Annotated in this window: 20 protein-coding genes; 5 read left to right on the forward strand and 15 right to left on the reverse strand. The window is 70.5% G+C overall.

From position 1 onward, the window contains the following. Positions 1-235: 235 nt before the first annotated feature. A complete protein-coding gene (locus tag A9X00_RS22845) occupies positions 236-532 on the forward strand; it encodes a hypothetical protein (RefSeq protein WP_067158684.1) in 297 nt (98 codons plus the stop codon). Positions 533-542: 10 nt separating this feature from the next. On the opposite strand, the gene mftG is transcribed toward A9X00_RS22845, so the two are convergent. The 7 genes from mftG to mftA all read right to left on the reverse strand — a co-directional run bounded on the left by mftG (position 543) and on the right by mftA (position 7,053). Further along, entirely contained in the window at positions 543-1,964 is a 1,422-nt protein-coding gene (gene mftG, locus A9X00_RS22850) for a mycofactocin system GMC family oxidoreductase MftG (RefSeq protein ID WP_067158686.1), read from the reverse strand. A 16-nt stretch (positions 1,965-1,980) separates the two neighbouring features. Further along, positions 1,981-3,393: a mycofactocin biosynthesis glycosyltransferase MftF gene (gene mftF, locus A9X00_RS22855; RefSeq protein ID WP_067158688.1), complete on the reverse strand. Its 1,413-nt coding sequence runs from the start codon at positions 3,391-3,393 to the stop codon at positions 1,981-1,983. Beyond that, on the reverse strand, positions 3,390-4,121 hold the full coding sequence (gene mftE / locus A9X00_RS22860) for a mycofactocin biosynthesis peptidyl-dipeptidase MftE (RefSeq protein WP_067158690.1): 732 nt from the start codon (positions 4,119-4,121) through the stop codon (positions 3,390-3,392). Before mftE ends, mftF begins: the two co-directional genes overlap by 4 nt. Positions 4,122-4,338: 217 nt before the next feature. After that, positions 4,339-5,520, reverse strand: a complete 1,182-nt coding sequence (gene mftD, locus A9X00_RS22865) for a pre-mycofactocin synthase MftD (protein WP_067158692.1) — start codon at positions 5,518-5,520, stop codon at positions 4,339-4,341. A 2-nt stretch (positions 5,521-5,522) separates the two neighbouring features. Next, positions 5,523-6,689, reverse strand: a complete 1,167-nt coding sequence (gene mftC / locus A9X00_RS22870) for a mycofactocin radical SAM maturase (protein ID WP_067158695.1) — start codon at positions 6,687-6,689, stop codon at positions 5,523-5,525. Beyond that, the gene (mftB, locus tag A9X00_RS22875; protein ID WP_369830784.1) at positions 6,686-6,958 is read right to left on the reverse strand and encodes a mycofactocin biosynthesis chaperone MftB; all 273 of its coding nucleotides are present in this window, start codon (positions 6,956-6,958) and stop codon (positions 6,686-6,688) included. Before mftB ends, mftC begins: the two co-directional genes overlap by 4 nt. 5 nt (positions 6,959-6,963) lie before the next feature. Further along, positions 6,964-7,053 carry a mycofactocin precursor MftA gene (gene mftA / locus A9X00_RS22880; protein ID WP_067158700.1) on the reverse strand — a complete coding sequence of 30 codons (90 nt, stop codon included), beginning with the start codon at positions 7,051-7,053 and terminating at the stop codon, positions 6,964-6,966. Between the two features lie 90 nt (positions 7,054-7,143). Here mftA and mftR point away from each other — a divergent pair, with 90 nt between their 5' ends. The 4 genes from mftR to A9X00_RS22900 are packed head-to-tail and all read left to right on the forward strand — an operon-like array spanning position 7,144 to position 10,592. Next, complete coding sequence (mftR, locus tag A9X00_RS22885; protein WP_067158702.1) at positions 7,144-7,737, forward strand: mycofactocin system transcriptional regulator; 594 nt, start codon at positions 7,144-7,146, stop codon at positions 7,735-7,737. After that, positions 7,734-8,786 carry a DUF2332 domain-containing protein gene (locus A9X00_RS22890; RefSeq protein WP_067158704.1) on the forward strand — a complete coding sequence of 351 codons (1,053 nt, stop codon included), beginning with the start codon at positions 7,734-7,736 and terminating at the stop codon, positions 8,784-8,786. The genes mftR and A9X00_RS22890 overlap by 4 nt, the downstream gene beginning before the upstream one ends. Before the next feature lie 52 nt (positions 8,787-8,838). Next, positions 8,839-9,360 (forward strand): RNA polymerase sigma factor, encoded by a 522-nt coding sequence (locus tag A9X00_RS22895; RefSeq protein ID WP_067158706.1) that lies wholly within the window; start codon positions 8,839-8,841, stop codon positions 9,358-9,360. Further along, complete coding sequence (locus tag A9X00_RS22900) at positions 9,357-10,592, forward strand: VOC family protein (protein WP_067158708.1); 1,236 nt, start codon at positions 9,357-9,359, stop codon at positions 10,590-10,592. Before A9X00_RS22895 ends, A9X00_RS22900 begins: the two co-directional genes overlap by 4 nt. Here A9X00_RS22900 and A9X00_RS22905 read toward each other — a convergent pair. The 8 genes from A9X00_RS22905 to fusA all read right to left on the reverse strand — a co-directional run bounded on the left by A9X00_RS22905 (position 10,574) and on the right by fusA (position 20,824). Then, positions 10,574-11,572, reverse strand: a complete 999-nt coding sequence (locus A9X00_RS22905) for a D-2-hydroxyacid dehydrogenase family protein (protein WP_067158766.1) — start codon at positions 11,570-11,572, stop codon at positions 10,574-10,576. The two genes, A9X00_RS22900 and A9X00_RS22905, sit on opposite strands and share 19 nt — an antisense overlap. Continuing rightward, the gene (locus tag A9X00_RS22910; protein ID WP_067158710.1) at positions 11,569-12,753 is read right to left on the reverse strand and encodes an NAD(P)/FAD-dependent oxidoreductase; all 1,185 of its coding nucleotides are present in this window, start codon (positions 12,751-12,753) and stop codon (positions 11,569-11,571) included. Before A9X00_RS22910 ends, A9X00_RS22905 begins: the two co-directional genes overlap by 4 nt. A 25-nt stretch (positions 12,754-12,778) precedes the next feature. Next, the gene (locus A9X00_RS22915) at positions 12,779-13,606 is read right to left on the reverse strand and encodes a mycofactocin-coupled SDR family oxidoreductase (protein WP_067158712.1); all 828 of its coding nucleotides are present in this window, start codon (positions 13,604-13,606) and stop codon (positions 12,779-12,781) included. A gap of 49 nt (positions 13,607-13,655) precedes the next feature. After that, entirely contained in the window at positions 13,656-14,483 is an 828-nt protein-coding gene (locus A9X00_RS22920) for an SHOCT domain-containing protein (RefSeq protein ID WP_067158713.1), read from the reverse strand. An 85-nt stretch (positions 14,484-14,568) separates the two neighbouring features. Then, positions 14,569-15,369, reverse strand: coding sequence for a PE family protein (locus A9X00_RS32570; protein ID WP_067158715.1), 801 nt, complete (start codon positions 15,367-15,369; stop codon positions 14,569-14,571). Between the two features lie 132 nt (positions 15,370-15,501). Further along, positions 15,502-17,220: a PE family protein gene (locus A9X00_RS22930; protein ID WP_067158767.1), complete on the reverse strand. Its 1,719-nt coding sequence runs from the start codon at positions 17,218-17,220 to the stop codon at positions 15,502-15,504. A 193-nt stretch (positions 17,221-17,413) separates the two neighbouring features. After that, positions 17,414-18,604: an elongation factor Tu gene (gene tuf / locus A9X00_RS22935; RefSeq protein WP_067012880.1), complete on the reverse strand. Its 1,191-nt coding sequence runs from the start codon at positions 18,602-18,604 to the stop codon at positions 17,414-17,416. Between the two features lie 114 nt (positions 18,605-18,718). Next, complete coding sequence (fusA, locus tag A9X00_RS22940; protein WP_082975450.1) at positions 18,719-20,824, reverse strand: elongation factor G; 2,106 nt, start codon at positions 20,822-20,824, stop codon at positions 18,719-18,721. Positions 20,825-20,831 lie beyond the last annotated feature (7 nt).

Genomic DNA, 20,831 nt, shown 5'->3' on the forward strand with positions numbered 1-20,831 from the left:
GGGCCGGCCTCACGGGCAGCCTGGTCGCCGGTCAGAACTTCGGCGCCGCCGCCGGAGAGTAGGCGGGCGTGCCGGGTCGTGGGGCCGGCGGGGGGGGGGGGGGCGCCCCCGGGGGGCGGCCCCGGGGGGGGTAAAACAGGACCCCCCCCCCCCCCCCGCGACCGGCGGCACCGGCGGGGCCGGCGGCAACACGGGCTTGCTCGGGGGCGGCGGTGGCGGGGGCGGGCACGGCGGGATGGGTGGACTGTTCGGCACGGGCGGCCCCGGCGGTTCCGGCGGTACCGGGGTTACCGGGGGCAACGGTGGTGGGGGCGGCAACGCCGCCCTGATCGGCAACGGCGGCGCGGGCGGCAACGGCGGTTTCGGCGCGGCCCAAGATGGCGCCGGCGGCAACGGCGGCGACGCCCAGCTGATCGGGTTCGGCGGCAACGGCGGCAACGGTTTCACCGCCGCCACGAATCCCCCCGGCGTGGGCGGCCAGGGCGGCTTGCTGATCGGCGTACCCGGCGCGGACGGCCTTACCTTCGCTTAGCGAACTCGACTCATTCGACGAACTCCGCGGCGCGGTGGCCGACCATCACGATGGTGGCGTGCGGCCCGCGGCTGGTGATCTCCGGCAGGATGGAACCGTCGATCACCCAAAGGTTTTCGATGCCATGGACCCGGCAACGCGGGTCGACGACGGCACCCATCGGCGCCGTGCCGCACAGATGCTGCGACGTCGACCACACCGGCGACCCGACAGACGTTGCGGCACCGGCCAATTCGCGGGCCAGTTCGCTGCCCCGGCGCAGCGCGGCGACGTCGTCGGGTTCGCTGTCGTAGCGGTGCTCGATGTGCGGCGGCACGTCGGGATCCGGCGAGACCAGCGTGATGCGCCCGCGCGCCCGCGGCCGCATCAGCGCCACCCCGATGTGCGGCCAGTCGGGGTGTCCCGCGGTGCCGTCGCCGGTCATCGCGACGAATCCGCCCGTGTACGGCCGGATCTCGATCCCGTCGGCGGTGCTGAGCACCACCTCCACCACGGGCCGGCCCGGGGCCACGGCCCAGTTCGTCGGCAACACCCACTCGGGGTGGTCGCTGCACGACGTCGCGACCGGCAGCGGCGCCACCACCGGGACGCCCGCGACGCGCAGCATTGCCTCGTCGCCGATCCCCGAGAGCATCAGCAGGTGAGCCGACTCGATCGCACCGGCGCACAACACGATTCGATCGGCGGAAAGCGCCGCCGGACCTTGCGGGCCGATCACCTCGACGCCCACCGCCGCGGCGCCCGCGAAACGCAGTCGCACCGCGCGGGTCCGCTCCAGCAACGTCAGGTTGGGCCGCGCGAGCGCCGGCAGCAGGTACGCGGCCCCGGATCCGGTGCGCACGCCGTCGACGATATTGAGGGGGACCGCACCCAGCCCCGAAACCAGTTCCCGCCCAGCATCGTTGAGATCGTCGATCCACCGAAAGCCCGCGCGCTCGGCCGCCGCGATGAAAGCTTCGGTGGTACCGGTCATTTCGCGGGTCCGGCGCACCGGGATCGGCCCGTCCCGGCCGTGGGCGGGGCCGTCGAAATCGAGGTCGGTCTCGACGGCGCGGAAGTGCTCGAGCACGTCGGACCACGCCCAGCCGGGAACCCCGACGTCATCGAAGTCGCGCGGCAGGCCGCGGCAGAAGTAGCCGCCGTTGATCGCACCCGAACCGCCGACGGTGGCCCCGCGCACGATCGGCAGCTTGAGGGCGTGCCGATCGGTCAGCGTGGTCAGGTACCGCCGCGCGAGCGGGCTGCCGACCCCGATCGGCAGTTGCAGCCCGTTGGCGGTCAGGGCCAGCAGCTCCGGGTCGGCGAGCGCGGGGCCGGCCTCCAGGACGGTGACGGTACGGGCGGGATCGGCGGAAAGGCGTTCGGCGACAACCGAACCAGCGCTGCCGGCACCGACGATCAGCACATCGCTGTGCGGGGCGGCTGCGGTCAAGGGGGCTTCGAACCCGCTATGTGCGAATCTGCGGCTTGAGCGCGCGCACGTTGCGTTCACGCGCCACGCCCCACCACAGCCCGAGGCCGTAGGCCAGGTCGTCGACCCGCTTGAGCAACACGTAGGTCAGCAGCCCGATGGGTTCGGCCTCGTCGCCGGTCGCGTCCCGGCGGCGCAGCCAGTCCACCACGCCGTCCATGACGGCGGCCACCAGCACGACGCGTCTGCAGTGGCGCGACAGGATCGCCGCGACCAGCGCCAGCGGCCAGTAGTGCCGGCACAGCGCCGACGCCAGCTGCAGCGCCGCCGACCACAGGCCGCGCGTCGCGATCGTCAGGACGTCAACGAGCGAAGTCTCGGCGCCGCGCATCGCCTTGGCGATCCGCCGGCCGGTCAGCAGGGCGACGACGATGGAGGCGAGCTGGCTGAGGCTCGTCCCCAGCGCCACCAGGATCCAGGCCATCAGCGCCCAGCCGGAGATCACCACCGGGGCCGTCTTGTCCGGGTGACGCACCGACAGCGGGGCCGCCGAACCGCCGTAAAAGGCCTTGCGCGCGAGCCAATCCCGTAGCTCGGTGCGGTGGTCGTGGGCGACCTGGGCGATCGGCTCGTAGCGCAGCCGCGCACCCGCTTCGATCAGCCGCCAGCACAGGTCGACGTCCTCGCCGGACTGCATCGTCTCGTCGAACCCGCCGACGTCACGGATGGCCGAGCGCCGGCAGATGATCGCGGCGCTGGGGACGTAGGACACCGTGCTGTGGGGCAACACCGGGGCCTCGCGCTCCCCGAGGTCCAGGGACGAGTGCACCGCCTCGTAGCGCGCCACGACGTTCTCGCTGTGCGCCAGGCCGACGATGCGCGGCGCGACCAGGGCGACGGTCGGATCGCAGAAGTGACCGAGCAGGGCCTCGAGCCAGCCCCGGCGCGGCGTCACGTCGGAGTCGAGAAACGCGACGAAGTCGGTCGTGCAGGCGGCCAGCCCGGTGTTGCGCGCCGCGGCCGGACCCTTGCTGTGCGAGTGGTGCAACACCTCGACGTCGCAGTGCGCGCCGATGAAGTCTTCCGGCTCGATGCGGGGGAACGAACCGTCGTCGACCACGATGACGCGCAATCCGCGCAGGCAGCTGACCAGGCGGCGCACCCCGGAAACGTTGTCCCGCACCGGGATTACCACGGTCACGTCGCGGTGCGACGGGCCGCCCGCGGGGCGCGGGTGCGCCACGGTGGCGTCCAGCAGGGTGCGGGCCAGCTGGGCGCTGACGTCGTCGCGAACCTTCAGCCGGCCGTCGGAGAGCATGCTCTGGGCGGCGGGAGCCAGCTTCAGCAGGCGCGTCGGTGAGCCGCCCAGCAGGGCGGAACCGTCGCCGAGCACCCGCACGCGACGATCGACCTGGACAGCGAACCCGTCCGGCAACCGGGTTGCCGTCATGTCAGCTTCCCGTCGTGCCCGGGCGACCACCGGGCGACGCGACGGACACAGTCGTCGACCATCTCGGCGAAGATGCGCTTGCCCTCGGCGGCCGTCGCGGTGGTGGGGTCCCCCAACACCCCGACCCGGCTGACCGCCGCGACGCCCCCGCGGCGCAGCGAGGGGAGCAGGTCCCCCAACGGCGCCCGGTTCCCGGCGAGCCACCGGTCGGTCAGCACGTCGGCCGGCGAGATGTGGAGCAACACCGAAGTTTCGGTATGGCCGGCGTGGGCGTCGGCGCCGGCGGCGACACAGGGGCACCATGCGGCGTCCCGGCCCTCGGCCCGCAGCGTGCTCACCGCGCCGCGCAACGCGTCGGCATTGCCGCCGTGGCCGTTGACGAAGACGAGCCGCGGTGCCCAGCAAGCCGCTGACCTGCCGTACTCCACCAGCAGCGTCGTCAGGGCCTCGGTGCCGATCGAGATCGTTCCGGCGAAGTCTTGGTGCTCGCCGCTGGCGCCGTAGGCGATGGCCGGCGCCACCAACCAGTCCTGTTCCAGGCGGGTCCGGGCGCCACGGGCGACCGCCGTCGCGATCCGGGTGTCGGTGTCCAGCGGGAGGTGCGGACCGTGTTGTTCGGTCGACCCCAGCGGGACCATTAGTGACGGCGAGGTGCCGAATAGCTGGCTCGACGCCATCGTTGCTAATTCGCCGAGTACGGGCACTGGCTGATGGTAGGACGAATTCACCTGGCGTGCACCAATTGTTGACCCTACAAAATTATTTTTTTCTGGCTTGTTCACCAAGCGGTCGAATTTGATGGCTCGTTCGTCACGGTTGCCTCGCAGGCACCACAATTTTCGCCGCCGTCGATTCACGCTAGAGGGCCAATTCGCGCTGTTGGTGAAAACGGCTCATGCTCAATCTTGGGAAAAAGGCCCGGCTTACCTGGATTTAGGCCCGGATTTACGCCGGCGGCACCCCGAGCGCCCGCGCGAAGCCGGGGGGCACCAACAGGTCGTCCGGGGTGAGGTCGTGAACCGAGGAGCGCCCCAGACCCATCAGCGCCGAGTCGATGCCGCCGCGCAAGATGTCGAGGACGTTCTCGACGCCGGCCTGGCCGCCGGCCGCGAGGCCCCACAGGTACGCGCGGCCGATCATCACCGCCCGCGCGCCGAGCGCCACCGCCTTGACGACGTCGCTGCCGCGGCGGATGCCGCCGTCGAGCAGCACCTCGACCCGGTCCCCGACCGCCTCGACCACCGCGGGCAGGGCGCGGATCGACGCTGGCGTGCCGTCCAGGTTGTTGCCCCCGTGATTCGACACCGAGATCGCCGAAACACCCGCGTCCACAGCCCTTTTGGCGTCGTCGACGCGCATCACGCCCTTGAGCATGAACGGTCCGTCCCACAGCCCGCGCAGCCAGGCGATGTCGTCCCAGGTCGGCGGCGGGGTGCCCATCCACTCCCCGTATGCGGCGAAGAACGGCGGACCGGGCTCACCGCGGCGCGCCTGGTTCGGCACCCGCAGGTCCGGCGGGCGCAGCGTCTTGCCGTACTTCCACAACCAGCGGGGCTTGAAGACCGCCTCCGGAGACTGGCGCAGGATCGTGCGCAGGTTCATCTGCTCGGGGATCTTCGGGCTGCCCCAGTCGCGCCCGTGCGAGAACGACCAGTCGGTGGTGACGATCAAGCCGACCGCGCCGGCCTGGCGCGCGCGTTCCACGCGCTCGGCGATGGCGTCGCGCCCGCCGAGCCAGTACACCTGGAAGAAGACTTTCGGGTTGGCCGCGATGACCTCTTCGATCGGTTTACTGGCGAAAGACGACAGGCCCATCGCCGTGCCCCGCGCGGCAGCCGCCCGGGCGACGGCCACCTCGCCGTCCGGATCCACCGCCTGGACGCCGGTCGGCGAAATGACCACCGGCAGCGAAATATCCTGCCCCATAACGGTAGTCGATTGGTCGCGCTTTTCCGGGGCGCCGACGACGTGGGGCGCGAATCCGAGTTCGCTGAACGCTTCGACGTTGTTCGAGACGGTGATTCCCTTTTCACTGCCCGCAAGCAGCGCCGAATAAACCGATTTCGGTAGCCGCCGCTTCGCGCGCTGCTGGGCGATGGCGACCGTTTCGAACCATTGGTCGGCCATGGCTAGACGGGGCTTTCGTTGCAGAGCCGCGCCGGCGGTTGCGACAGTTTCAGGAGTACCGGTCCACCCGTCTTCCGGGAATGGTCGGCGCGGGGCCGCGGGGTGGTGCGGTCACGCGCCAGGGCCTGCTCGCTGTGGCCTTGCACGCACTCGGGATCGGGCCCGTCCATCGGTAGGCCGGTGAAGAACTTGGCCGCCATGCATCCGCCCCGGCAGCTGTCGTAGTGCCCGCAGCTGCCGCACGCCCCGGCCGACTGCGGTTCGCGGAGCTCGCGAAACAACGGCGCGTTCTTCCAGACGTTGTCAAATCCCCCGTCCGACAGGATATTTCCGGCCAGGAAGCGGTCGTGGATGGCGAACGGGCAGGCGTAGACGTCGCCCACGGGGTCGATCAGGCAGACGACCCGGCCGGCGCCGCACATGTTGAGGCCGGCCAGCGCGCCGGACTGACCGAGCGGGGCCAGGTGGAAGAAGGAGTCGCCGGTGAGCACCCGCTCCCCCTTGGCGACCAGCCAGTCGTAGAGCTGGACCTGCTGGGCGGCGGTGGGGTGCAGGTCTTCCCACACGTCCGCGCCCCGACCCGACGGCCGCAGCCGGGTGATTCGCAGCGTGGCGCCGTAACGGCTTGCCAGCGCGGCGAATTCGTCGAGCTGGTCGACGTTGTGCCGGGTCACGACGACGGAGATCTTGGCATCCCGGAATCCCGCCGCCGCCAGGTTCTCCAGCGCCCGCACCGCCATCGCGAACGAGCCCGCGCCGCGCACGGCGTCGTTGACCTCCGCGGTCGCGCCGTCGAGCGAGATCTGGACGTCGACGTAGTCGCTGGCCGCCAGCCGGGCGGCGACCTCCGGCGTGATGCGGACGCCGTTGGTCGAGAACTTCACGCCGACGTGGTGCGCGGTCGCGTAGTCGACCAGCTCCCAGAAGTCGGGCCGCACGGTGGGTTCGCCACCGCCGATGTTGACGTAGAACACCTGCATGCGTTCCAGCTCGTCGATGATGTCCATGCACTGGCGGGTGGACAATTCGCGCGGATCGCGCTTGCCCGACGAGGACAAGCAGTGCACGCAGGCCAGGTTGCACGCGTAGGTCAGCTCCCACGTCAGGCAGATCGGGGCGTCCAGGCCGCGCTCGAACTGCTCGATGAGCCGCGGAACAGTGACAGTCATTCGGCCTCCTTGGCTACCAACATGTTTGACTCCGCCAGCACCCCCAGCGCGTGCAGGTAGGGACCCTGCCCGGGCTCGTCGATGCCCGCGGCGCGGCAGGCCGACCGGACGTCGGGATGGTCGGCCAGCGACCGCACCACCGTGAGGATGGTGCGGTTCTTCAGAAAGGACAGCTTGCGGGTGCCGAAGTGGTACAGCAGCGCGCCGAACGGCTCCGGCCGAACCGCCACCTGCGGGTGCAACCGCCAGCCGCGGTCGGGGTCGAACACGCGGATCAGTAGACCCCGCACATCCCGTCGATGGACACCTCTTCGACCAGGGTCTCGGTGACGAGCTCGGTCTCGGTCTCGTTTTCGTGCTCCATGGAACTTTTCCTCCCGTTGGGACTCGACAAGGATGGATCGTTCTGGACACAATATGGCATCGAGTGCCGCAATGGAAGGGCGGGTCTGACATGCCGCAACCGCGGGTGGGCCGACGCCGCTCGACGACACCGGGGCACATCACCGACGTCGCCCTCGACCTGTTCGCCGCCCGGGGATTCGGCGAGGTGAGCGTCGACGACGTCGCGCACGCGGCCGGCATCGCCCGCCGCACGCTGTTTCGCTATTACGCCTCCAAAAATGCGATCCTCTGGGGCGATTTCGACGCCCACCTCGCGCACCTGCGCGAGCTGCTCGACAACGTCGACCCGGGGGTCCCCCTCGACGAGGCGTTGCGCGGGGCGCTGTTGGCGTTCAACACCTTCGACGAGTGCGAGACGGTCCGGCACCGCCAACGCATGCGCGTCATCCTGGAAACCGCTGAGCTGCAGGCCTATTCGATGACGATGTATGCCGGCTGGCGCGAGGTCATGGCGGGTTTCGTCGCCCACCGGCTGGGCGTCAAGACCACCGACCCGCTGCCCCAGACCGTCGCCTGGACCATGCTCGGGGTGGCGTTGAGCGCCTACGAGCACTGGCTCTCCGACGAATCCGTGCCGCTGCCGACCGCGCTCGGCGACGCGTTCGACGTCGTCGGCGCCGGGCTGGAACGGCTGGACCGATGAGCGGGGGCGCCGAGCACCTGCTGCACATGCTGCGCTCGCAGGGCCGGTTCTGCGCGGGCTCCGGCTCCCCGATGTACGGGGAGCTCTTCGAGCTGGTGGCCGGCGACGTCGAGGCGGGCGGCGTCTTCGCGACCATCCTGTCCGGCCACGAGGACGCACCCTCGCGCCACGCGGTGCCGCTTCGGCTGCTGGGCGGGCTGCACCGGTTGGTGCTCGACGGCCGGGCGCCGCAATTGCGCCGCTTCTATCCCAGCACCGGCGGCGCCTGGGACGCGGCGAGCGCCTGGCCCGAGATCCTGCGCACCGCGGCGGCAAACGCCGACCCGCTGCGCGGCGCGCTGCATCAGCCGCCGCAGACCAATGAGGTGGGCCGGTCCGCCGCGCTGATCGGTGGGCTGCTGCGGCTCAATCACGGATCCGATTTGCCGATAAGGCTTTTCGAGATCGGATCGAGCGCGGGGCTGAACATGCGCGCCGACCACTACCACTACCGCTATGACGGCGGCCGCTGGGGGCCGGCCGACTCGCCGGTCACCATCGACGACGCGTGGCGCGGCGCCCTGCCGCCCGACGGCGCGGTGCGCATCGTCGAGCGAAACGGCTACGACATCGCGCCCGTCGACGTCACCGGCGCCGAGGGGGAAGTGACCGCGTTGAGCTACGTCTGGCCCGACCAGGACGCCCGGTTGCGCCGGCTGCGCGGCGCCATCGCCGTCGCCCGCAACGTCCCGGCGGCCCTCGAGCGCCGCACGGCCGCCGAGGCGGTGGCCGGCCTGACCCTCGCCGCCGGCGCGCTCACGGTGCTGTGGCATTCGATCACCTGGCAGTACCTGTCCGACGACGAGCGCGCGGCGGTCCGCGACGGGATCGAGGCGCTCGGCGGGCGGGCCGACGCCCGGTCGCCGTTCGCGCACCTGACGCTCGAGCCGGCGCGCGACGGGCCCGGCGCCCCGATCCGGTTTTTGGTGCGGGCCCGCAGCTGGCCGGGCGGCGAGCTGGCCGTGCTCGCCGAATGCCATCCGCACGGCCCGCCGGTGAATTGGCAGTAAGTTTTTCTCCCCGCAGCGTCGGAGCTCGGCCCGCCGCGGCGACGATATAGGTGTGAGCGCCGAAGCGGATCCGAGGTCCGACGCTCGACGCGCATTGCTCGAGCTGTACGACGAGGCGTTACCCGTGGTGTACGGATATTTCGTTCGCCGCTGCGGTGACCGCACGACGGCGGAAGACCTGACATCGGAGACGTTTCTCGCGGCCATGGATGCCGCGCGGAAAAGCGATCCGCCGCCGGTGTCGATACCGTGGCTGCTCGGCGTGGCGCGGCACAAGCTGGCCGACCACTATCGGCGCGGTCCGCACCGGGTGACCGTGCCGGTCGCCGACCCGCCGGAACCGGCGGACGGGGTCGACGACTGGGACGCCGAGCTGGATCGCATGGTCGCCGAGGCGGTGCTGGCCCGGCTGGCCGAGCCGCACCGCGCCGTGCTGGTGCTGCGCTACATGGACGACTGCTCGGTCGGTGAGTGCGCCGAGCTGATCGGACGGACCGTGCACGCCACCGAGGCGCTCCTGGTGCGGGCCCGCCGGGCCTTCAAACAACAGTATCCGGAAGGAGGCACGTCATGAGTCGGCACGACGACCCGCTGGACGTGCTGCGCGCCGATGACCTTCCGGTGCAACCAGATTCGGGTTTCGCCGCGCGGCTGCGCCGGCGGCTGGAATCCGCACTTTCCCTGCCGAAAGGAGTTGTCATGAGCGGCATCGAGACTCAGGTCGCCCCGCGCCCGGCGGCCCTGCCCTACCTGAGCGTCGCGAACGCGCGGGCCGCGATCGCCTGGTACACCGACGCGTTCGGCGCCGTCGTGGTCGGCGAACCGATCGTGATGGACGACGGCCGAATCGGGCACGCGGAGATCGAGATCGGAGGCGGGGTGCTCTATTTGGCCGACGAGTATCCCGAACTCGGGCTGAAGGCCCCCGCGCCCGAAGCGGTTTCGGTGAGCCTGATGCTGCACGTCGGCGACACCGACGCCGCGCTGGCCAGGGCGCGCGAACACGGCGCCACCGTCCAGCGCGAGAGCTACGAAAGCCACGGGAGCCGCAACGCGACCGTCGTCGACCCGTTCGGGCACCGCTGGATGCTGTCCGGGCCCACTAAGGGCCCCGTGGGCATCCGGCACGGCGACATCGGATACGTCTCGGTGTGCAGCCCCGACGCCGATCGCGCGGCCGCCTTCTACGGCCACGTCCTGGGCTGGACATACGACCGGGCATCCCATCGCGTCACCAATACCGATCTGCCGACCGGCATTTCGGCGCAACCCGGGGCGCCCACGCTGTTCTGCTGCTACGCCGTCGCCGACGTGCGGGCCGCCCGCGCGGCGATAATCGAGGCGGGCGGGGTCGCGGGCGAAGCGCGCCGGACCGACGACGGCGTGCTCCTCGACGCCACCGACCCGCAGGGGGCGGCGTTCGCGGTGTTCGAACCGGCGCCCGGGCGAAAGCGCCCGGGGCTCAACGGGTCTGGGCCCGGCGAGCTGTCGTACGTCACCTACGAAGTGCCGGATTCCGCGGGCTTCCGCGACTTCTACGGCCGGGTGCTGGGGTGGAGCTTCGAGCCCGGCCGGGTGGCCGACGGCTGGCAGGTGGTGGGAACCCACCCGATGGCCGGCGCGGCCGGGGGCAGCGCTTCTCCGGCGACGGTGCCGATGTGGACGGTGTCGGACATCGACGCGGCCGTCGCGCGGGTGCGCGAAGCCGGCGGGACGGTGCTCGCGGAGCCGGCCCGCCAGCCGTACGGCGTGACCGCGGAATGCGCCGACGATCAGGGCGCCCGCTTCTACCTCGGCGAGTTCTGAGCCTCGGGATTGGCGATCCGGACGGGCGCCCCGTCCAGCCACGCGACGACGGCCTCGACGGTGTCCGCGTAGAAGGCGCCGAGCATTTCGCGGGTGACGTACCCCAGGTGGGGCGACAGCGTCACGTTCGCCAGCGCCCGCAGCGGATGGTCGGGCGGCGGCGGTTCGGTGTCGTAGACGTCGAGCCCGGCCCCGGCGATGCCCCCGGCCCGCAGCGCGTCGATCAGCGCGGCCTCCTCCACGATCGGGCCGCGCGAGGTGTTTATCAGGTAGGCATGCGGCCGCATCAGCGCCAGCTCGGGACGGCCGACCAGACCGCGGGTGCGCTCGGAGAGCACCAGGTGGATCGAGACCACGTCGGACTCCGCGAACAGGGCCGCCTTCTCGACCCGGCGGGCGCCGGCCGCCGCGGCGGCCTCGTCGGTGAGATTCTGGCTCCACGCAATCACCTGCATGCCAAACACTTTCGCGTATTCGGCCATGCGCTTGCCGGTGCGGCCCAGGCCGAGCAGCCCGAGCGTCTTGCCGGACAGCGTCATGCCGGTGCTCGACTGCCAGCCCCCGTCGCGCATCCGCCGATGTTCCTCGGCCAGGTTGCGCACCGTCGCGATCAACAGCCCCCAGGCCAGTTCCGGCGTCGCGTCGCGAACCGCGGCGAACCGCGGGTTGGCGAAGTCGGAGTGGGCGACCAGCACGCCGCGCTCGGTGGCCGCGGCCATGTCCAGGTTGGGCAGGCTCCTGCCGACTATGGTGATCAGCCTGAGGTTCGGCAGCCGCTCGATGAGCGTGCGCGGCAACGCCATGCGCTCGCGCATGGTGCAGATCACGTCGAAGGGCCGCAACGCGTCGGCGGCCTGCGCCTCGGACAGGTGCCGGTCGAAAACCGTCAGCTCGCAACGGGTCCGCACCGGCGACCAGTCGGCGAGGTCGAGGGCCGCGCCGGCGTAGTCGTCGAGTATCGCGACCCTGGGAAGCGTCAGCCCAGGACCTCGGCGATGGGCGCGGCGGCGGCGATCTTGGCGCGGACCTTCATGACCTTGCCGGGCATCCCGCCGCCGACCACCCCGACCAGCACCCCGTCGCGCTCGTAATAGGCCAGGAACTTGCGCCCGTCGTCCTCGACGAGATGCACGGTGTCGGTGGCCTCGGGCTCCCCCAGGCACTGGATCTTGACGTCGTACTGGTCGCTCCAGAAATACGGCACCACCACCGCCGACGGGACGTCCTGCCCGAGCATCGCGGGCACCACCACCCGGGCCTGGTCGGCCACGTTGCTCCAATGTTCCACGCGCGCTTGGTGTCCCGTCGTATCGCGCCAGGAGGCGACGTCGCCGAGCGCCCACACGTGCGGCGCGCTGGTGCGTCCGGCCTCGTCGCAGAGGACCCCGTTGTCGACGTCGACGCCGCTGCCCTCGAGCCACTCGGTCGCCGGTCGCGAGCCGATGCCGACCACGACGAGGTCGGCGGCCAGCTCCGACCCGTCGGTCAGCACCACGGTGTCGACGTGCCCCTCGCCGCGCACCTCCGCCACCCCGAGCCCGAGGCGGACGTCGACACCCTCGTCGCGATGCAGTCGCGCCACCAGCTGGCCGATCTGCTCGCCGAGGATCGCGGCCAGCGGCGTCGGCTGGGGCTCGACCAGCACCACGTCGACGCCCAGGGTGCGCAGGCTGGCCGCCACCTCGCAGCCGATGAAACCGGCGCCGACGACGACGGCGCGCTGCGCCTCGGACGCGTGCTCGCGCAACGCCATGCTCTCGTCGAACGAGCGCAGCACCCGAATCCCGTCCAGGTCGGGAAACGCCGGGATGCGTCGCGGTACCAGCCCGGTGGCGATGACGAGTTCGTCGTAGCCGAGCGCGGTCCCGTCGGCCAGCGTCACCGTCTGACGGTCCGTGTCCAGCGCGGTGGCAGCCGAACCCAGCCGCAGCGTGATGTCCTTTTCGTCGTACCACTCGCGCGGCTTGAGGGCCACGTCATCGACCTCTTTGCGCAGCACCTCCTTGGACAGCGGCGGGCGGTCGTAGGGCACGTGCACCTCGTCGCTGACGATCGTGATGCGCCCGGCGTATTCGGACCGCCGCAGTTGCTCGGCCGTGCGAGCGGCGGCCAGTCCGCCGCCGACGATCACGACCCCCTTTTGGGAGCCCTCTTCAGTCACGTGGTGTTCATACCACGATGGCCGGTCAGTACTTCAAGGCGCCCTTGTCGACGGGGACCTGCGTGCCCGACAGTGTGCCCGAGCCGTCGCCCGCCAACCAGACGACGACGTCGGAAACCTCGTCGGGCGTCATGAATCCCTTGTACTGCATGGGCATCGGCGGGAAGCTGTGCACGTAACGGGGGTGCTTGGCAAAGATTTCCATCATTGCCTCGGGCTCGATCATCGGGGTTTCGACCGAGTAGGGGTGGATGGAGTTGACCCGGATGCCGTATTCGCCGAGCTCGATCGCCAGGGTGTTGGTCAGGCCGGTCAGCCCGAACTTGCTGGCGGCGTAGTGGCCGTTGCCGGGCGTGGCCTTCAGGCCCGCCGACGAGCTGACGACGACGATGGAGCCCCCGTTGCCGGCCTCGATCATCGCCGGAATCGCCGCCCGCAGGGTGCGCCAGGTGCCGGTCAGGTTGATCCCGATGACGGTGTCCCACTGCTCGTCGGTGAGCTCCCAGACCCGGCCCCAGCCCAGCACGCCGGCGTTGGCGACCAGGATGTCGAGCCGGCCGAATTGTTCGACGCCGTCGGCGACCAGTTGCCGCAGCGCCGCGTCGTCCCGGATGTCGACCTCGCGGGCCAGCACCTTGCGGCCCTCGGCTTCGACCAGGCGGATGGTCTCGCTGAGATCCTCGGGTGTAGCCGGCGTATAGGTCAGGGTGTCCGAAGCCCGCGCGCAGATGTCGAGCGCGATGATGTCCGCGCCTTCCCGGGCAAGCCGCACCGCGTGCGACCGTCCCTGCGCCCGGGCGGCGCCGGTAACGAATGCCACCCGTCCTTGCAGTGATCCAACCTGTGCAGCCACGAGGACAGGCTAGCAGCGGAACTGAAACGTGTTCTAATGCGGCTCGGGTTCAGATTTCCGAGATGATCTGGGCCCGCCGGCTGTTGTATTCCTGGTCGGTCAGCGCGCCGCTGGCGCGCAGTGTCTCCAGCTCCTGGAGCCGCTGCGCGATCGACGGTTGCGCCGGCGTGCCGGCGGGTGCCGGACCGCCCGCCGCGGGCTGGGGCGCCGGCGCCTGTTGTTCGGCGGCGCGCCGCACCACGGCCTGGATCTGCTGGCGCACCACCGGATTCGACCGGAGGTCGCCCGCCTGGTTGAGCGGGATGTTGTTGGCCTTCAGGATCTGCAGGATCTCCATCAGCGGTCCGGCCTGCCCGCTGAGGTCGTAGGTCCTGTTGTCCTCGGTCAGGGTGAACTGCGCGGGCACCAGCCCGTTGACCAAAGCGCTTCGCTCCCAGTCGATGCGGTATTCCTGGGTGGTCGGGTTGACCAGCACGACCACCTTGCGGGCATTGAGGTTGCCGAGCCGGGTGAGGTGGGCGATGACCCGGTCCTCGCTGTCGAACGGCAGGAACCCGGGCCCGGAAATGTGCAGGTGCACCTTCACCACCTGCTGATTGTTGATCCACGTCCCCGTCTCGGTGAGCCCGGTGATTTGGGCGAGCGCCAGCACGCCGGTCTGCTCGAGCTCCGCGTTCTTGGCTGACGACTTCGCGCCGAAGTTGGCCAGCGCGATCGCGATCACCACGTCGACGACGGTGATCAGCAGGCCGACGTAGAGCATCCACCCCAGCAGGTCTTGGAATCCGACGGTGAAGTAGACGATCAAAAAGATCGGCCCGACTAGGCCGCCGCACAGCAAAACGATCAACTGTGCCTTCAGGTAGCGCGCCAACACGTGTCTCTCCTCGTCTCGCTGGGAAGTTCGTGTCAGATTAACGCCGTCGCCAGCGGGACGCGCGCAAAGCGCGCAAGGACGCCCGTCACTCCTCGGCGGGCTCGGACGCCGGCGCCGCGGCCGGAGAGTAGGCGGGCGTGCCGGGTCGTGCCGCGGCCGTGGGCGCGGCGGATCCCGGCGTCGGCAGGCCCGCCAGCGGGGTGATCGGCGGGGCGGACGCCACGGGTTCGCCGATGCCGAGCTCTTCGGCGGCGGCGGCCTCGGCGGCACCGCCGGACTCGGCCAACGCGCCGCTGCCGCCGGCCGCGGGGGCGGCGCCGAAGTTCTGACCGGCGACCAGGCTGCCCGTGAGGCCGGCCCCGCCGGGACTGAACGATCCGCCGGTTCCGGCGGCCGTCGCGGCGGGATCGGCGCCGACGCTGCTGATCAGCTGGCCGCCCGCGCCGCTGCCGCCGGCGCCGAACCCGGCGGGCCCGACACTGGCGGCGGCCGCCGCCGGGGACCCGGTGGCGCCCGTGGCGGCCTGGATCGCCACCCCCGCCGCCTGGGCGGGGGCACTGAGCGCGCTCGCCGCCCCCTGCTCGACGGTCTGCAGCGGCGACGCGTTGGTAGCCTCGGCGAGCGCATACTGCACCCCGCCGCTGCTCATCAGGTTGACGAACTCCTGGTGGAACAGCGACGCCTGGGCGCTGAGCGCCTGATAGACCTCGGCGTGGGCGCCGAACAGCGCGGCGATGCTCGCCGATACCTCGTCGGCCCCGGCGGCCAGCACCCCCGAAGTGGGGCCCAACGCGGCCACGTTGGCGGAGCTGATGGTCGAACCGATGTTCGCCAGGTCGGACGCGGCCGCAGCCAGGTATTCGGGCGTCGCGAAGACGAACGACATCCGAACCTCCAGGACAGGCCACTCGACAAAGGCAATCGCCCGGTCATTAGACACGGACGCAATAGGCTGAATCTATATTAACCTGCGCGGCCCGCCTCCAGTTTGGCCAATTGCGCGGACCCGGAAAGCGCGTCAGCTGCCGTTTGCGCCGGCCGTGCCGTACAGGGTGCCGCCGGTGCCGCCCTTGCCGGGCGTGTGACCGTTCCCGCCGTTGCCGCCGTTGCCGATGTACTGGGCGTTCCCGCCGTTACCGCCGAAGCTTGTCGGCCCCGTCGCCGACCCGCCGGCCCCGCCGTTGCCGACCAATCCGCCCCCGCCGCCATTACCGCCGTGGCCGTTGACACCGGCGGCCCCGCCGGCACCGCCGTCGCCGACCAGCCCGCCGCCGGCGCCGCCGTCGCCGCCGGTCCCACCAGGGGCTGCCGACGCGGCGCCGCCGGCGCCACCGGTTCCGAACCACCCGGCAGCGCCGCCGGCTCCGCCCTTCGAGGTGATTCCGGTGGCGGCCCCACCCGCGCCGCCGAGGCCGTCCACGCGCCCGCCGGCGCCGCCCTGGCCACCGTGGCCGAAGTTTCCGGATGCCGCACCGCCCGCGCCGCCGGTGCCGAACAGCCCGGCATTGCCGCCGGTCCCGCCGACTCCGTTAGACGATGCGGTGGCGGCCCCGCCCGCGCCGCCGGCGCCGTTCAGGAATCCGCCGCTGCCGCCGGTGCCCGACTGCCCGGCGGTAAGGCCGGTCCCGCCGCCGGGAAGGCCACCACCGATCCCGCCGGTCCCGCCCACGCCGAACAGTCCGGCGTTGCCACCGTTGCCGGCGGCGCCGCCGTTGGCGACGTTGAACGCGTTGGTGGCGCCGCCGTTGCCGCCGTCACCACCCGCGCCGTACAGCCACCCGCCGCGCCCGCCGGCCGCGCCCGCGCCGCCGACCCCGCCGTTGCCGCCGAGGTTGTTGTTGTTGCCCGGCAGGCCGGTCTGGTTGACCCCGCCGTCCGCGCCGGACCCGCCGAGGCCGCCGTTGCCGATCAACCCCGGCGCGCCACCGACACCGCCGCTGCCGCCGTTGCCGCCGTTCGCCGCCGTCGCACTTTGGAAGGCGTTGCCGCCGGCCCCGCCGTTCGCGCCCGCGCCGGGAGTCCCGCCGAAGAGCCCGGCTCCCCCGCCGGCGCCGCCGTTGCCGCCATTGCCGCCGCTGTCCCCGGCGAGCAAGCCGTTGGCGCCGGCCCCACCGGGCGCACCGGCCCCGCCGTTGCCGTACAGCCAGCCGCCGTGACCGCCGGCACCGCCATTCGTGCCGGCGACGGCGCCCGAGGCCGAACCCGGGCTGAAGCCGGCGCCGCCGGCCCCGCCGTTGCCGATCAATCCGGCCGAGCCGCCGTTGCCACCGGCCACGCCGGCGGTAGTGCTGGCGCCGCCGTTGCCGCCGTTGCCCATCAGCCAGCCACCGGCCCCGCCCGCCTGCCCGGGGCCGCCGTTGGCGCCGTCGCCGATGAGGGGACGCCCGGTGAACGCCTGAAACGGAGCATTGATGGCGCCCAGCGCTTCCTGTTCGGCGGTCTGCAGCGGCGAAGCGTTCGCGGCCTCCGCCGCGGCGTACTGCGCCGCGCCGCCGCTCATGAGCTGCACGAACTGCCGGTGGAACGACGCCGCTTGGGCGCCGAACGCCTGATAGGCCTGCGCGTGCGCGCCGAACAGCGACGCGATGGCGGCCGACACCTCATCGGCGCCCGCGGCCAGCACGCTTGACGTCGGGGTCAGGGCCGCCGCGTTGGCGGAGCTGATCGTCGAGCCGATGTTCGCCAGGTCCGCGGCCGCGGCCTGGACGTACTCGGGCGCAGCGTACAAGTACGACATCACAACCTCCGGCACAGTTCGGTGGCCGCCTCATGCACGGCTCCCCGAAAACTGGGTCATTACGGGGCAGATCGTATCCGCGGCCGGGGCCTTGCGCAGAGCAATTTCGCCGGCTTCGTCCGAACTGAAAACGGCCGAAAATGCACGAAGCCCGGACCGCCGATAGGCAGCCCGGGCTTCGCGCGAGCGAGAATTACTTGATGATCTTGACGACCCGGCCGGCGCCGACGGTGCGGCCGCCCTCGCGGATCGCGAACCGCAGGCCCTCGTCCATGGCGACGGGCTGGATCAGCTTGACCGTGATGTTGGTGTTGTCACCGGGCATCACCATCTCGGTGCCCTCCGGCAGCGTCACCACACCGGTCACGTCGGTGGTGCGGAAGTAGAACTGCGGACGGTAGTTGTTGAAGAACGGCGTGTGCCGGCCGCCCTCGTCCTTGGACAGGATGTAGACCTGGCCCTCGAAGTCGGTGTGCGGCGTGGTGGTGCCGGGCTTGGTCACGACCTGGCCGCGCTCGACGTCCTCGCGCTTGATGCCGCGCAGCAGCAGCCCGACGTTGTCGCCGGCCTGGCCCTGGTCGAGCAGCTTGCGGAACATCTCCACACCGGTGACGGTCGTCTTGGTGGTGGACGGGCGGATGCCGACGATCTCGACTTCCTCGTTCACGTTGATCACGCCGCGCTCCACACGACCGGTGACCACGGTGCCACGGCCGGTGATGGTGAAGACGTCCTCGACGGGCATCAGGAACGGCTTGTCGGTCTCGCGGACCGGGTCCGGAATCGACTCGTCGACCGCGTTCATCAACTCCTCGACGGACTCGACCCACTTGGCGTCGCCCTCGAGCGCCTTCAGCGCCGAGACCCGCACCACCGGGGCGTCCTCGTCGAACTCCTGGGCGGCCAGCAGCTCGCGGACCTCCATCTCGACGAGCTCGAGCAGCTCCTCGTCGTCGACGGCGTCGGCCTTGTTCAGCGCGACCAGGATGTAGGGCACGCCGACCTGACGGGCCAGCAGCACGTGCTCCCGCGTCTGCGGCATCGGGCCGTCGGTCGCGGCGACCACCAGGATCGCGCCGTCCATCTGGGCGGCGCCGGTGATCATGTTCTTGATGTAGTCGGCGTGGCCGGGGGCGTCGACGTGCGCGTAGTGACGCTTGTCGGTCTGGTACTCGACGTGCGCGATGTTGATCGTGATACCGCGCTGACGCTCCTCGGGGGCGTTGTCGATCTGGTCGAACGCCTTCGACTCGTTCAGGTCCGGATACTTGTCGTGCAGGACCTTGGTGATAGCCGCGGTCAGGGTCGTCTTGCCGTGGTCAACGTGACCAATGGTCCCGATGTTGACGTGGGGCTTGGTCCGCTGGAACTTCGCCTTCGCCACTGTTATGTCCTCCGACTTGTTGGTGCTTTGTTAAGCAGTGTTGATTTTCTGGGTTTCGGCCGCGGTGTTAACCGGGCCAGCTTACTCGTGCGTGCTAAAGCCGATTGCTCGACCTCACTGGCCCGTCGCCTTCGCGATGATCTCCTTCGACACGTTCGCCGGAACCTCGGCGTACGAGTCGAACACCATGGAGTAGTTCGCCCGGCCTTGAGTCTTGGACCGCAGGTCGCCGACGTAGCCGAACATCTCCGACAGCGGCACGTGCGCCTTCACGACGCGCGCACCCGCCCGCTCCTCCATGGCCTGGATCTGGCCACGGCGGGAGTTCAGGTCGCCGATCACGTCGCCCATGTAGTCCTCGGGCGTGGTGACCTCGACGGCCATGATCGGTTCCAGAATCACCGGCTGCGCTTGCGCCGCAGCCTTTTTCAGCACCTGCGAGCCTGCGATCTTGAACGCCATCTCCGACGAGTCGACCTCGTGGAAGGCACCGTCAAGCAGGGTGACCTTGAGGTTCACCAGCGGGTAGCCGGCCAGCACGCCGTACTGCATGGCGTCCTGCGCGCCGGCGTCCACCGACGGGATGTACTCGCGGGGGATGCGCCCACCGGTGACCTTGTTCTCGAACTCGTAGGTGGCGCCGTCCTCGCCGTGGAACGGCTCGAGGTTGATCAGCACCTTCGCGAACTGGCCCGAGCCGCCGGTCTGCTTCTTGTGGGTGTACTCGACCTTTTCCACCACGCGGCGGATGGTCTCCTTGTACGCCACCTGCGGCTTGCCGACGTTGGCCTCGACCTTGAACTCGCGGCGCATGCGGTCCACAAGGATGTCCAGGTGCAGCTCGCCCATGCCGCCGATCACGGTCTGGCCGGTCTCGACGTCCTGGTGCACCTTGAAGGTCGGGTCCTCCTCGGCGAGCTTCTGGATCGACAGGGAGAGCTTCTCCTGGTCGCTCTTGGTCTTGGGCTCGATGGCCACCTCGATCACCGGGTCGGGGAACGTCATCGACTCCAGCACGATCTGGTGGTTCGGGTCGCTCAGGGTGTCGCCGGTGGTGGTGTCCTTCAGCCCGATGACGGCATAGATGTGGCCCGCCGAGGCGGTCTCCACCGGGTTCTCCTTGTTGGAGTGCATCTGGAACAGCTTGCCCAGCCGCTCCTTCTTGCCCTTGGTGGCGTTGATGACCTGGCTGCCGGAGTCGACCTTGCCCGAGTACACCCGGACGTAGGTCAGCTTGCCGAAGAACGGGTGCGTGGCGACCTTGAACGCCAGCGCCGAGAAGGGCTCGTCGGTCGACGGGTTACGCGTGACTTCCTCGTCCTCGTTGCCCGGCGCATGCCCGACGGCCGGCGGCACGTCCAGCGGCGAGGGCAGGTAGTCGATCACCGCGTCGAGCATGGGCTGCACGCCCTTGTTCTTGAACGCGCTGCCGCACAGCACCAGGTAGGCCTCGGAGCTGATCGTGAGCTTGCGCAGGGCGCCCTTGATCTCGGCGACCGTCAGCTCCTCGCCACCGAGGTACTTCTCCAGCAGCGCCTCGTCGGTCTCGGCGACGGCCTCGAGCAGCTTGGTGCGGTACTCGTCGGCCTTCTCCGCCAGCTCGGCGGGGATGTCGATGGTGTCGTAGGTCTCGCCGAGCTTGGTCTCGCCGCGCCACACCTTGGCCTTCATCTCGACCAGGTCGACCACGCCCTCGAAGTCACCCTCCGAGCCGACGGGCAGCTGGATCGGGATGACGTTGGCGCCGAGGCGCTCCTCCATGGTGCGCACGGAGAAGTAGAAGTCGGCGCCGATCTTGTCCATCTTGTTGACGAAGCAGATGCGGGGGACGTCGTACTTGTCGGCCTGCCGCCAGACCTGCTCGGACTGCGGCTCGACACCCTCCTTGCCGTCGAAGACGGCGACGGCGCCGTCGAGCACGCGCAGGCTGCGCTCGACCTCGACGGTGAAGTCGACGTGGCCGGGCGTGTCGATGATGTTGATCTGGTTGCCGTTCCAGAAGCAGGTGGTGGCCGCGGAGGTGATGGTGATCCCCCGCTCCTGCTCCTGCTCCATCCAGTCCATGGTGGCGGCGCCGTCGTGCACCTCACCGATCTTGTAGCTGATGCCGGTGTAGTAGAGGATGCGCTCCGTCGTCGTCGTCTTGCCGGCGTCGATGTGCGCCATGATGCCGATGTTGCGGACCTTGGTGAGGTCGGTCAGCACGTCCTTCTGTGCCACAGAAGTC

Origin of the sequence: Mycobacterium sp. 1245805.9 (genome assembly GCF_001672915.1) — a bacterium.
In the GTDB taxonomy this organism is placed as follows: domain Bacteria; phylum Actinomycetota; class Actinomycetes; order Mycobacteriales; family Mycobacteriaceae; genus Mycobacterium.

Coding starts and splice junctions, on each gene's coding strand:
- A9X00_RS22845 (WP_067158684.1), top strand. CDS start 236: ATGGGTGGACTGTTCGGCACGGGCGGCCCCGGCGGTTCCGGCGGTACC.
- mftF (WP_067158688.1), bottom strand. CDS start 3,393: ATGACGGCAACCCGGTTGCCGGACGGGTTCGCTGTCCAGGTCGATCGT.
- mftD (WP_067158692.1), bottom strand. CDS start 5,520: ATGGCCGACCAATGGTTCGAAACGGTCGCCATCGCCCAGCAGCGCGCG.
- mftC (WP_067158695.1), bottom strand. CDS start 6,689: ATGACTGTCACTGTTCCGCGGCTCATCGAGCAGTTCGAGCGCGGCCTG.
- mftA (WP_067158700.1), bottom strand. CDS start 7,053: ATGGAGCACGAAAACGAGACCGAGACCGAGCTCGTCACCGAGACCCTG.
- mftR (WP_067158702.1), top strand. CDS start 7,144: ATGCCGCAACCGCGGGTGGGCCGACGCCGCTCGACGACACCGGGGCAC.
- A9X00_RS22890 (WP_067158704.1), top strand. CDS start 7,734: ATGAGCGGGGGCGCCGAGCACCTGCTGCACATGCTGCGCTCGCAGGGC.
- A9X00_RS22900 (WP_067158708.1), top strand. CDS start 9,357: ATGAGTCGGCACGACGACCCGCTGGACGTGCTGCGCGCCGATGACCTT.
- A9X00_RS32570 (WP_067158715.1), bottom strand. CDS start 15,369: ATGTCGTTCGTCTTCGCGACGCCCGAATACCTGGCTGCGGCCGCGTCC.
- A9X00_RS22930 (WP_067158767.1), bottom strand. CDS start 17,220: ATGTCGTACTTGTACGCTGCGCCCGAGTACGTCCAGGCCGCGGCCGCG.